Annotated in this window: 10 protein-coding genes; 7 read left to right on the forward strand and 3 right to left on the reverse strand. The window is 64.8% G+C overall.

Annotation, left to right across the window (positions count from 1 at the left end):
* Positions 1 to 12: 12 nt before the first annotated feature.
* From accB to C1876_RS10435, 3 genes are read left to right on the forward strand one after another with little or no spacing between them, the layout of a single operon-like run.
* On the forward strand, positions 13 to 480 hold the full coding sequence (gene accB, locus C1876_RS10425; protein ID WP_114546668.1) for an acetyl-CoA carboxylase biotin carboxyl carrier protein: 468 nt from the start codon (positions 13 to 15) through the stop codon (positions 478 to 480).
* A 13-nt stretch (positions 481 to 493) separates the two neighbouring features.
* Positions 494 to 1843 carry an acetyl-CoA carboxylase biotin carboxylase subunit gene (accC, locus tag C1876_RS10430; RefSeq protein WP_114546669.1) on the forward strand — a complete coding sequence of 450 codons (1350 nt, stop codon included), beginning with the start codon at positions 494 to 496 and terminating at the stop codon, positions 1841 to 1843.
* 33 nt (positions 1844 to 1876) lie between these two features.
* On the forward strand, positions 1877 to 2716 hold the full coding sequence (locus tag C1876_RS10435) for a putative hydro-lyase (RefSeq protein WP_114546670.1): 840 nt from the start codon (positions 1877 to 1879) through the stop codon (positions 2714 to 2716).
* 9 nt (positions 2717 to 2725) lie between these two features.
* On the opposite strand, the gene C1876_RS10440 is transcribed toward C1876_RS10435, so the two are convergent.
* On the reverse strand, positions 2726 to 3907 hold the full coding sequence (locus tag C1876_RS10440) for a PucR family transcriptional regulator (protein ID WP_114546671.1): 1182 nt from the start codon (positions 3905 to 3907) through the stop codon (positions 2726 to 2728).
* A 147-nt stretch (positions 3908 to 4054) separates the two neighbouring features.
* On the opposite strand from C1876_RS10440, the gene C1876_RS10445 reads away from it, so the two are divergent.
* The 3 genes from C1876_RS10445 (at position 4055) to C1876_RS10455 (ending at position 7053) form a co-directional block, all read left to right on the forward strand.
* Positions 4055 to 5188 (forward strand): aminotransferase class I/II-fold pyridoxal phosphate-dependent enzyme, encoded by a 1134-nt coding sequence (locus C1876_RS10445; RefSeq protein WP_114546672.1) that lies wholly within the window; start codon positions 4055 to 4057, stop codon positions 5186 to 5188.
* Positions 5185 to 6213, forward strand: coding sequence for an ornithine cyclodeaminase family protein (locus C1876_RS10450; RefSeq protein WP_114546673.1), 1029 nt, complete (start codon positions 5185 to 5187; stop codon positions 6211 to 6213). The genes C1876_RS10445 and C1876_RS10450 overlap by 4 nt, the downstream gene beginning before the upstream one ends.
* 75 nt (positions 6214 to 6288) lie before the next feature.
* The gene (locus C1876_RS10455; RefSeq protein ID WP_114546674.1) at positions 6289 to 7053 is read left to right on the forward strand and encodes a LamB/YcsF family protein; all 765 of its coding nucleotides are present in this window, start codon (positions 6289 to 6291) and stop codon (positions 7051 to 7053) included.
* Positions 7054 to 7232: 179 nt separating this feature from the next.
* Here the strand turns inward: C1876_RS10455 and C1876_RS10460 are convergent, their stop codons facing one another.
* Complete coding sequence (locus C1876_RS10460; protein ID WP_114546675.1) at positions 7233 to 8915, reverse strand: FAD-dependent oxidoreductase; 1683 nt, start codon at positions 8913 to 8915, stop codon at positions 7233 to 7235.
* A 228-nt stretch (positions 8916 to 9143) separates the two neighbouring features.
* Here C1876_RS10460 and C1876_RS10465 point away from each other — a divergent pair, with 228 nt between their 5' ends.
* On the forward strand, positions 9144 to 10616 hold the full coding sequence (locus C1876_RS10465) for a response regulator transcription factor (protein WP_114546713.1): 1473 nt from the start codon (positions 9144 to 9146) through the stop codon (positions 10614 to 10616).
* Positions 10617 to 10622: 6 nt separating this feature from the next.
* Here the strand turns inward: C1876_RS10465 and C1876_RS10470 are convergent, their stop codons facing one another.
* Positions 10623 to 11402, reverse strand: a complete 780-nt coding sequence (locus C1876_RS10470) for a carboxymuconolactone decarboxylase family protein (protein ID WP_114546676.1) — start codon at positions 11400 to 11402, stop codon at positions 10623 to 10625.
* Between the last annotated feature and the right edge of the window lie 88 nt (positions 11403 to 11490).

The raw sequence follows: 11490 nt of genomic DNA on the forward strand, positions 1-11490 counted from the left end.
AGGAGAACCGCCATGGATACGAAAGCCATCGAAGAGTTGATCGCCATCATGGACAAGGCCGAGCTCACGGCCCTGCGCGTGGACGACGGCGACACGAAAATCGAACTGGAGCGCAACCACGGCCCGCTCTCATCCACCGCGCTGCCGCTCATGGCCGATCGCGTGAGCGCGCTGCTGGCCGGCAAGACCGAGAGCCACGAAGCGGCGGCCGTCGAAGACGCCGACGAGTCGAGCATTCTCGTGCGCAGCCCCATGGTGGGCATGTTCTACCTCTCGCCGAGCCCCGACGAGGATGCGTTCGTCAAGGTGGGCCAGGAAGTGCTGTCGGGCCAGACGCTTGCCATCGTCGAAGCCATGAAGATGATGAACGAGATCACCACCCCGGCCCCCGGGATCGTGGTGGAGGTGCTTGCCGCCAACGGCGCGCAGGTGGAGTACGATCAGCCGCTGTTCCGCGTTGCCACCGGCGACGTCCACTAGGGCGGCGCGCACCATGTTCGACAAAATCCTCATCGCCAACCGCGGCGAGATCGCGGTCCGCATCATCCGTGCCTGCCGCGCCATGGACATCAAAACGGTGGCCGTGTACTCCACGGCCGACAAGCACTCCCTGCACGTGTACCTGGCCGACGAGAGCGTGTGCATCGGACCGCCGGCCGCGCGCGACTCGTATTTGAACATCGCCGCCATCCTGGCTGCCGCGAAGGGCACGGGGGCGCAGGCCATCCACCCCGGCTACGGCTTCCTGTCCGAGAACTCGACGTTCGCGAAGCTGTGCCGCGAGAACGACATCGTGTTCATCGGGCCCGCGCCCGAGGTGCTCGACCGCATGGGCAACAAGAGCCAGGCGCGCAAAACCATGATGGAAGCCGGCGTGCCCGTGGTGCCCGGCACGAAGGAGCCCGTGCATCACCCCGAGGAAGCGCTGGTCATGGCCCGCGAGATCGGCTGGCCCATCATGATCAAGGCGTCGTCGGGCGGCGGCGGCAAGGGCATGCGCGTGAGCTACGACGAGCGCGACTTCTCCGAGCAGTTCTCCATCGCGCAGCGCGAGAGCGTGGGCGCGTTCGGCGACAACACCATGTACCTTGAGCGCTGCGTGCTGAACCCGCGCCACGTGGAGGTGCAGATCATCGCCGACACGTACGGCACCGTGGTGGCGCTCGGCGAGCGCGATTGCTCCGTGCAGCGCAACCACCAGAAGATGATCGAGGAAAGCCCCTCCCCCGTGATGACCGAGCGCGTGCGCGACGAGATGTTGGAAGCCGCCGTGCGCGCGGCGCAGGCCGTGGGGTACACGTCGGCGGGCACCATCGAGTTTCTGTTGGACGACCAGCTGAACTACTACTTCATGGAAATGAACACGCGCATTCAGGTGGAGCACCCCGTCACCGAAATGGTCACGGGCACCGACCTCGTCGAAGAGATGATCCGCGTGGCGGCGGGCGACCCGCTCACGTTCACGCAGGACGACATCACGTACCGCGGACACGCCATCGAGTGCCGCGTGAACGCCGAGCAGCCCGAGAAGCACTTCCTGCCGTCGCCCGGCACCATCTCGCAGATGCACCTGCCCGGCGGCAACGGCGTACGCGTGGACACCGCCGCCTACGACGGCTACGAGATCACGCCGTACTACGACTCCATGATTGCGAAGGTGATCGTGCACGGCCGAGACCGCACCGAGGCCATCGCGAAGATGCGCACCGCGCTGGAGGAGATGGTGGTGGTGGGCGTGAAGACGAACCTCGACTTCCAGTACGCCATCATGGAGAACGAGACGTTCGCCGCCGGAACCGCCGACACCAGCTTCATCGAAAAGTTCCTGAAGGGCGAGGTGTAGCCCGTCTCTCGCGACGAAGACGAAGGAGTCCTTATGATCGAGAATGCAGTCCCCGTGAAGCCGGAGGGCGTGGCGGACGAGGTGTGGGCGCAGATGTTGGAGGCTTCGCCGGTTGAGGCGCGGCACCTTATTCGCTCGGGCGCGTTCACGGCGCCGACGAGCGGGCTGTGCCCCGGATACGCGCAGGCGAACCTCATCGTGCTGCCGAAGGAGCAAGCCTACGACTTCCTCCTGTTCGCGCAGCGCAACCCGAAGCCCTGCCCGCTGCTCGAGGTGACCGAGGTGGGTGCGCGCGAGGCCACCATCTGCGCATCGGATTGCGACATCGCCACCGACTTCCCACGCTATCGCATCTACGAGCACGGCGAACTGGTGGCCGAGGTGGAGAACGTCGAAGACTACTGGCGCGACGACCTCGTGTCGTTCGTCATCGGGTGCTCGTTCTCGTTCGAGAGCGAGCTCATCGAGGCCGGCATCGAGATTCGCCACAACACCATGGGCCGCAACGTGCCCATGTACCTCACGGGCGTGCCGTGCACCCCGGCGGGCAGCATGTCCGGCAACATGGTCATGTCGATGCGCCCCATCCCCTACCACCAGGTGGTGCAGGCGGTGCAGATTTCCGGCGCCATTCCGAAGGTGCACGGCGCGCCCATCCACATCGGCGACCCGGCGGCCATCGGCGTGCGCGACCTGGCGCATCCCGAATTCGGCGACCCAGTGGACATCCACGAGGGCGAAGTGCCCGTGTTTTGGGCATGCGGCGTCACACCCCAGTCCATCGTGATGAACAGCAAGCCGCCCTTCGCCATCACCCACGCGCCGGGCTGCATGCTCATCACGGATACCAAAAACATCAGCTTGAAGGAATAGACGCCTGCCTTACCGCATCCAACCCTTGCACCGGTGGATTTTCACCGCAAGCGCCAACTGCTCGTATTCGGCGGCGCGGATGGGATTGAGCCCCGTCACCTTCGCAATCTGGCCGAAGCGGTAGCGCAGCGTGTTCTCGTGCTGGCCGCGGTCGAGCGCGAGGCGCCGCAGGTTGCCCTCGCGGGCAACGTAGTCAAGCAGCGTGGGAAGCAGCTCGGTGTGGTACGCGGCATCGTGCTCGATAAGCGGCTCGATGATGCTTCGCGCGTACTCCGTCATGGCCGGTTGATCCGCCAACGGCAGAATGGCCTGATACGATCCGATGGTGGCGTACCGCGTGACCAGCGCGTCCTCGCCGCGGTTCACCATCGCGGCGTCAATCGCCTCGCTCATGGCCCGGTCGAGCTCGCTCAAATCGTAATGCCACGCGCCCACGCCCACCGCATAGGCGTCGTCGTCGCCGAGGATGCCGCGCACCATGTCGTCCCACGACGCGTCGTCGTCTTCGAGGCCCGCATCTTCGCGGGAAACGAGGTACATGAGGCCGTTCCGATAGCGGTACAGCGCGTTGCGATTGCTGTGCTGCGAGCTTTGCCGATAGGCATCCACGAGGCGCACGTATTCCTCGGTGGTCAGCTCGGACTCTTTGCGCAGGTAGCAGGCGGCAACCTGCGGGTAGAACGACGGATTCATGCGCAAGGCGCTCGCGCGCACCTCGTCGGGCGCGGCGGGAGCATGCAGCAGAAAACCGATTTCCTTGTCGCCGAAATCGGCGCGCTCCAAATCCTTCACGTTGTCGTGCAGGCCGACCACGAACGAGCACACGTCGAACGGTTGCTTCCGCACCACGAAGACGGGAAAGCCCTTCGCATCGGCGAAACGGAGCACGGTTTCGGGAAGCTCGAGCCGGAAGACGTTGTTCACCACCAACCCGCACGCGTCGATATCAATGAGATGCCGCACGGCATCGCGCAGGAGGTAGGGGTTGTCCTTCGCGTACAGCAGGGAGGTTATCACCAGTTGGTTTTGGTGAAAATTTGAATGGACGTACTTGTCTTTAAGACTTTTCACAAACTCATAGTCCAACAGAGCGCAGGTCGACAGCGTACGCGAAAGCCCCTCTTTACCAGCGACAAGTTCAAGGTCGGCAAAACTTTCCGTCTGTGAAACCTCACCTAACGTCAGCTTCATACGCGGCCTTTCTCATACGGGCTTGGTACATTCACGAAAATGCATGGCTCAAGTTTGAACAATACACAAAATCATACCCCTTGTAACGCTGCCCCCGCATTTTAGACTGAAACTACCGAACGCTCACGGAAAGAAAGAAGGCACCGCATGCAGATTGAAGAGTTCAAGCTCGAATCGTGGCTCAACCCGCTCGACCCTCTTTGCACGTACAACCTGGGGGCAAGCTGCGTCAAAGCGCTCGGCGTGCGCGAGATGCTGGAATACGTGGGCGAAGATGCCAATGCCGTGCTTGAGGAGCTGGCCAACAAGAGCCTGCACTACGGGGAATTCGACGGCAGCCGGCGATTGAAGCACGCCGTCGCGGGACTCTATCGCGCCGCGGACCCGAGCCTGGTCATCACCACCCACGGCGGCACGGGCGCCAACAACATGGTGCTGAGCGAGCTGCTGCAACCGGGCGACAACGTCGTGGTGCTCACGCCCACCTACCAGCAGCATTACTCGATTCCCGCCAACCTGGGCGTGGAGGTGCGCAAGGTGCGCGGCACGGCCGAGAACGCCTACCTGCCCACCATCGGCGAAATCGAGCGCGCCGTGGATGGCAGCACCCGCATGATCGTGGCCACGAGCCCCAGCAATCCGGCCGGCATCTACGTGGACCCCGAGCTCATGGACGGCATCGTGGCCCTCGCGAGAACGGTGGACGCCTACGTGCTGTTCGACGAGATGTACCGTGGATTGGACGACGACTACATGCCCTCCATCGTGGACGTGTACGAAAAGGGCATCAGCACGGCAAGCGTGTCGAAGGTGTACTCCATGGCGGGCACGCGCGTCGGGTGGATTGCCGTGCGCGACCGCGACACCTACGAGCGCCTGTTCAACCGGCGGTCGTTCGACACCATCTGCGGCAGCGTCATCGACGAATTCCTCGTCGCCATCGCCCTCGAGCACTCCGACGCCCTGCTCGAGCGGAGCCGCCGCATCGTGCGCGCGAACAAGGAGGTGCTCGACACCTGGATGGAGGCCCATCCGCGCCTGCACTACTGCGGCGAGAGCCACGGGTCCACGGCGATGATTCGCTACGACTACGACCTGTCCGCCACCGAATTCGGGCAGCGGCTGTTCGACGAAGAGAAGGTGCTCATCTGCCACGGCGACGTGTTCGAGGAGCCCGGCACCTTCCGCCTCGGGTACGGGTTCGGCGACGCGAGCCTGCTCGTCGACGGCCTTGCCGCCCTCGACCGCTTCCTGGAGAACCTGGAGAAGGAGGGAAAATGAACATCCCCGTTTTGAGCGCTGCCGAGCTGAAGCAGCTGCTTACCATGGACGAGGTCATCGCCGGCGTCGAGACGGTCTACCGCCTGAAAGCGCAGAGCGAAACGGACGTGTGGCCCCACGTGTGCCACCGTTTCACCGGCGAGCACGAGGGCGTCATGGACATCAAGTCCGGCGCGATTGGCGGGACGGTGCGCCTGCACGGCGCCAAGCTGCTCAACACGTTTTGGGGCAACGCCGCGCGGAACCTGCCGACGTTCACCGGGCTGCTCATGCTGTTCGACGCAACCACGGGGCTGCCCCTCGGCATCATGGACGCCTCCTACATCACCTGCATGCGCACCGGCGCATCGGGCGCCCTCGGCATCAAAGCGTTCGCGCGTGCGGACGCCTCCCGCCTGTTCGTCATGGGCGCGGGAAAGCAGGCCGTCTTCCAAATCGCCGCCACGTTGACGCTCCTGCCCCAATTCACCACCGTCGTCATCGGCGACCCGCGCTCGGACGAGCAGGCCGAACGCTTTGCCGCCTCGCTGCCCCATCGCCTGGCGTCGGAGTTCAACGTGCAGGGTTTGGACGGCGTCGCCTTCCGCGCGGCGCGGCAGGACACCATGGCCGACCTCGTGCGCGGCAGCGACGCCATCATCACCATTACGCCCGCAACGCAGCCCCTCATCCCAGACGAGTGGGTGGCGCCGGGCACGCACCTTAGCTGCGTCGGCGCCGACATGCCGGGCAAGGAGGAAGTCGACCCCGCCCTGTTCAAACGCGCTCGTGTGTTCGCCGACGACCTCGAGCAGTGCAGCCACATCGGCGAGATGGAGCTGCCCCTCGCGCAGGGCGTCATCAGCCGCGACGACGTCGTCGGCGAAATAGGCGACGTGCTGCAGGGCACCATTCCCGGGCGCATGGGCAACGACGACGTGACGCTGTTCGACGCGACCGGCCTCGCCCTGCTCGACCTCATCACCGCGAAGCAGGCCGTCGATCGAGCCGCCGCAGCTCGCTTGGGGCAGCAGGTGGAAATCTAGGGAAAGGATCGCGTGGGTCGCGCGCGTTGTTTTACAATGGAGGGCAAACGAGCGACGGAAGACGAAAGGCTGCCTATGTATCGCATCGACTTGAACAGCGACCTCGGCGAGAGCTTCGGGCGGTACACGCTGGGGCTGGACGACCAAATCATCCCGCTCGTGTCGAGCGCGAACGTCGCGTGCGGGCAGCATGCGGGCGATCCCATGGTCATGCGCACCACGGTGGGCATGGCGAAGGACGCGGGCATCGCCATCGGCGCGCACCCGGGGTACCCCGACCTGCAAGGCTTCGGCCGTCGCGACATGAGCCTGTCGCCCGACGAGGCCTACTCCTACATGCTGTACCAGATTGGCGCGCTGCAGGCGTTCTGCACCGCCCAGGGCGTGCGGCTTGCGCACGTGAAGCCGCACGGGCAGCTGTACAACCACGCCGCCGTCGACCCCGAGTTGGCGTCCGCGCTTGCGCAGGCCGTGCGCGACATGGACCCCACGTTGGTGCTGGTGGGTTTGGCGAACAGCGCGCTGGTGGACGAGGGCCGCAAGCTGGGCCTGGTCACGGCCGAGGAGTTCTTCGCCGACCGCAACTACACCGACGAAGGGCGCCTCGTGAGCCGCAACGACCCCGCCGCGCTCATCCGCGACGAGCAGGAGGCCATCGATCGCGTGAAGCACGCCATCCGCGAAGGCGGCGTGCTGTCCGTCACGGGCAAGCTGGTCGACCTGCACCCCGACACGCTGTGCGTGCACGGCGACTCCCCCACTGCGCTCGCGTTCGTCAGCCGCATCCGCCACGAGCTCGAACAAGACGACATAGCCATCAAAGCAGTCGGCGCGGAATAGCGCCCGATTCCCATCGCATTCGCCACACGCGCTGTCGCCCGATACGTACGGTTTTGGCTTCAAAACCGTACGTATCGGGCGACAGTGGCGAACGGAGCGGCCCCGCGCGAGGGAGGGAGGGGCGCGGGGCCGGAGATGGGAGGCGCCGTCGTTCTGGCACCTCCCCGGATGAATGCAGCTTACTTGGCGGCGAGCGCCTTGCCAATCATGCGCGCGAACGTCACCGAGCGGCCGCAGCAGTTGCCCGTGGACATGTTCGGGTACGTGTGCGCGTAGTACGAGCCCGAGTCGACGCCCGTCACGTACAGGCCCTCGATGGCCTTGCCTTCGTCGTCAACCGCCTGGAAGTTCTCGTTGATGGTGATGCCGTCGAGCGTGCACAGCATGTAGCCCGAGGTGCGCACGCCGTAGAACGGCGCCGTGCGAATGGCGGACAGGCGGAAGGGCTCCTTGCCGAAGTCGGGGTCCACCTGGTTGTCGAAGTTCTCGTTCTGGCGATCCACCGTCTTCTTGAGGTTCTCGGCCGGGATGCCCAGGCCCTTCGCCAGCTCTTCGATGGTGTCGGCCTTCACGATGTAGCCCTGCTCGAGCAGGCCCTCGTTGATGCCCTGCGAGCCTTCGAGCGTGATGTTCGTGGGAGCGCCGTTCTCGAAGGGGTACACGCGCGCGCAGCCGTGGATGTCGAACTGCTCGAGGTACTTCGCGTAGTCCGAGTCCCAAATGTCCACGATGGTGTGATGCGGCTGCGTGAGCCCCGCGTTCAGGATGTAGTCGTACGGGCCGGACTCGTTGGCGAAGCGCTCGCCGTTGAGGTTCACCTTGAGCCAGGGGTTCGAGCCCATCCAGAACAGCGAGCCCGTGGTTTGCGAGCCGCCGAACTCGTCCGGCTTCACGGCAACACGGTCGAACACCATGGCCGTGTGCACCTCGTCCATGTGAGCGCCCGCCCACAGGCAGGACTTGATGCCGTCGCCCGTGGTGCCGTCGATGGCGATGGACAGCGAGTACTTGTCCATGGTCTGCGGCTGCAGCGCCTTGAGCATGTCCTCGTTGCGCGCATAGCCGCCCGTGCACACCACGGTGCCCTTGCTGGCGTTGATCTTGATGTAGCCGTCGGAGCCCTTCGCGATGGCACCGGTCACCTTGCCGTCTTCATGCAGCAGCTTCACGAGCGGCGTGGTGAAGCGGAAGTCCACGCCCACCTTCTTGGCGTAGTCGCCCAGCACGATCTTGCCGTTCGTCACGTCCTTGAGGCCCGCGAACTCAGCATCGGCCGGCCAGCTGGGGATGTGTCCCGTGGCCCAGTGCTTGTAGATGGTGGGCTGCGCGTCGTTGGCCGCTTCGAAGAACAGCTGGAAGCCGGCCTCCTCCAGACGATCCTGGTACCAGTCGATGGCCTCGCCGGAGTTCTGCGCCCAAATATGGTAGAGGCGCGGGTTGCAGTAGCCGTCGGCGTAGCGCATCAGGTCGTTGCAGATTTCGTTCTCGTCGATTTCGCAGCCGGCTTCCTTCTGCAAGCGGCTGTTGATCGAACCCAGGTTGTCGCGCACGCCGCCGCCGATGGCAGCCTTCTCCAGGCACACCACCTTGGCGCCCTCTTCAGCAGCCGAGCATGCGGCGAACAGGCCGGACGTGCCGGCACCGCACACGAGCACCTCGGTGTCGATGGTCTCGACGATTTTGTCTTCGGGGATTTCAGGTTCTTCGCCCAGCCAGTCGTTCACGGCGGCAGCGGCCTGATCTTCCTTCGTCGGTGCAGCCGCGGGCGAGCAGCCCGCCAAGCCGGCGCCTGCAAGCGCGGCAGCCGTAGCTCCCAAGCCCAAGAATGCGCGGCGGCTCAATCCTTTATTCGTGTCCTTCATGGTACTCCCCTTCCTCTGGTGTGTATCGCCGACGCGCCGCAGCGCATCGGGTGGAACGCCCTCAACTCTACGGAAAACGAGGGTGAAAAGCGTCACGCGACCCGAGTGAAGCCCCTCATACGGGTCGGGTGATTTTGCCCTCCGTCGCCTCGTGAACCGGCCGCTCCTGCTAGAATGGCCCCTTGGAAACACCGCACGATGCGAGTCCGGGGAGGGGATGTGAGCATCATGGCTGTCGCGTTCCCGCATACCGCATCGGCGTCTTCGCCGACGCCCGCGCCCGCGAGCCCGCAGCGTTTTCTCGCGTGCACCGTTGCGCTCATGGGCTCGTTCATTGGGTACTGGCTGCTGAACTACAGCGCCTTCCCCCTGTTCGACCCCGTATACCTGTGGACGCGCGAAGCGAGCGCCGTCGTGGGCGGCATCACGCTCACTGCGCTTGCGTTCGCGTCGTATTGGTATCCGCGCCTGTTCGCGAGCCGCCGGTTTCTTGCGGCCACCGTGTCGACCATGGTGGTGGGGTCGCTCGTGATGACGGCGGGCATCTTCGCGCCGTTGCCGGCCGTGCTCGTGTGCGGCGCGGCGCTGGTCACGGTGGGCACGGGGTTGGCGAACATCATCGTGGGCATCGGCTGCATCGGGCTCGATATGCGGCGGCTCGGCATCAGCGTGACCTTGGCCTACGTGCTGGCGTATGCCCTGCGCGGGGCGTTCGCGCTGCTGCCGTGGGGCGTGAACCTTGCACTGTTCTGCATCATTCCGCTGCTCACCGTGCTTATCATGGCGCCGTACGCGCGCCCGCTGTTCAACCAGGTATACGCGGAGGGCTCGCCGGCGCAGGCGGCGGTCACCGCGCCGTCGTCGTTTCTGCCGTTCGGCCATCAGCTGTTCATCACGCTGCTGCTGTTCCGCTTCATCTACGGCTACACGCTCACGTTCGGCGAGGTGGGACGCGTGCCGCTGCTGGCGCTGGAAGCGCTTGTGCCCCTCGGTCTCGTGCTGGCCTACGTGGTGCTCAACCGCAAGGATTTCTCGCCCGACGCGTTTTTCCAGCTGTCCATCCTGTGCTCGGTGGCGGGATTTCTCATGGTGTCCATCGTCACGGCGAACGGCTCGCTGGTGAGCACGCTGCTGTCGTGCGGCACCGGTTTCTTCGAGATTCTCATGTACTTCGTGCTCATCGCGCTGGGGGCAAAGAACACGGTGAGCGCATTGCCCCTGTTCGCTTGGGGCAGCGCGATGGCGTCATGGGGCACGCTGCTCGGCGCGAACTTCGGGCGCTTCACGAACGCCATGGCTGCCGACGCCACCATGCCGTCCATCATCTCGGCCTGCATCGTGTTCGGCATCGTGGCGTACGTGGTGCTCGTGCAGAAGTCGTTCAGCTTCTCGCAAACCATCCAGGGCATCACGCCGCTTGCGCCGCTCGTGTCCGCGCACGCCGCCGACGCCAACGCGGACGCCGACAGCCCGCTGTCCCCCGTCGCCGATCGGTGCGCGGCCATCGGGAAAGCGGCCGGGCTCACCGATCGCGAGCAGGAGATTTTCGAGTATCTGGCGCGCGGACGCAACGTCCGCTTCATTCAGGACGAGCTCACCGTGTCGTACAACACGGTGAAGACCCACGTCAGCCACATTTACGCGAAGCTCGACGTGCACTCGCACCAGGAGCTGATCGACCTGGTGGAGCGCCCGTCGTAGCGTGCGTTATTCGGCGGCTTGCGCCGTGGCCGCCTGTGCCGCCTCGTCGATGCAGCGCAGCGCGTTGAGGGAGCGCGGGTAGCCGATGTACGGCAAGCACTGCGACACCACCTTGATGAGGAAGGCGCGGTCGTTGCCCACGCGCATGTTGGCCTGCGCATGGCTCACAACCTGCGGCTCGCACCCGCCCTGCGCGATGAGCAGGCAGAACGTGATCATCTCACGCTGCGCGTCATCGAGGCCGGTGCGCGTGTAGTAGTCGCCGAAGCAGTTTTCGGCCAACCAGCGGTTGATGTGGCGCGTCTCCTCGGGACCCGACTGGTAGAAGTCGGCCATGTGCGGGCCGAACAGGTCCACCTGCTTCTGCGCGCCGGCCTCAAGACGCGTGTCCATGGTGGTGGTTGCCTGCCCCTCGAGCGGCAGCGTCACCAGGCGATGCTCCAGCAGCTCGTTCACCGCGTACAGGAAGGGCAGCATGCGCCCCATGCCCACGTACGGCGTGGACTGGTAGACGAGCTCCTTCACCTCAACCGGGGTGACGCCCACGTTGAATGCGCCCTTCACCATAGCCTTGAACAGGTCGGTTGCCTGGCTGCCGATGAGGGCGGCCAGAATTGCCATGAGGCGCGTGCGGTCGTCCAGGTCGTCGCTTGCCGGCACCTCGCCGAAGGCGAAGTTGTCCATGCGCTCGACGAATTCGGGATCGGTGCTCATCAGCGGCGAATCGAACCCGGGGAAGAGGCGGCAGCGGTAGGCGTGCGCTTGTTCGTTGATGGTTTCGTTCATGCTCGTGCTCCTTTTTCTCATGCTTGTCACGCTCGTTGTATCGAGGTCATCATACCGCTTGGAGTGGGCTCCACGTCAACTGTTATTG

Source organism: Eggerthella sinensis, assembly GCF_003339815.1.
GTDB classification, from domain to species: Bacteria; Actinomycetota; Coriobacteriia; order Coriobacteriales; family Eggerthellaceae; genus Eggerthella; species Eggerthella sinensis.

Excerpts from the sequence above, each read along its gene's own strand:
- accB (WP_114546668.1), top strand. The coding sequence starts at position 13 with ATGGATACGAAAGCCATCGAAGAGTTGATCGCCATCATGGACAAGGCC.
- accC (WP_114546669.1), top strand. The coding sequence starts at position 494 with ATGTTCGACAAAATCCTCATCGCCAACCGCGGCGAGATCGCGGTCCGC.
- C1876_RS10435 (WP_114546670.1), top strand. The coding sequence starts at position 1,877 with ATGATCGAGAATGCAGTCCCCGTGAAGCCGGAGGGCGTGGCGGACGAG.
- C1876_RS10440 (WP_114546671.1), bottom strand. The coding sequence starts at position 3,907 with ATGAAGCTGACGTTAGGTGAGGTTTCACAGACGGAAAGTTTTGCCGAC.
- C1876_RS10445 (WP_114546672.1), top strand. The coding sequence starts at position 4,055 with ATGCAGATTGAAGAGTTCAAGCTCGAATCGTGGCTCAACCCGCTCGAC.
- C1876_RS10450 (WP_114546673.1), top strand. The coding sequence starts at position 5,185 with ATGAACATCCCCGTTTTGAGCGCTGCCGAGCTGAAGCAGCTGCTTACC.
- C1876_RS10455 (WP_114546674.1), top strand. The coding sequence starts at position 6,289 with ATGTATCGCATCGACTTGAACAGCGACCTCGGCGAGAGCTTCGGGCGG.
- C1876_RS10460 (WP_114546675.1), bottom strand. The coding sequence starts at position 8,915 with ATGAAGGACACGAATAAAGGATTGAGCCGCCGCGCATTCTTGGGCTTG.
- C1876_RS10465 (WP_114546713.1), top strand. The coding sequence starts at position 9,144 with ATGGCTGTCGCGTTCCCGCATACCGCATCGGCGTCTTCGCCGACGCCC.
- C1876_RS10470 (WP_114546676.1), bottom strand. The coding sequence starts at position 11,402 with ATGAACGAAACCATCAACGAACAAGCGCACGCCTACCGCTGCCGCCTC.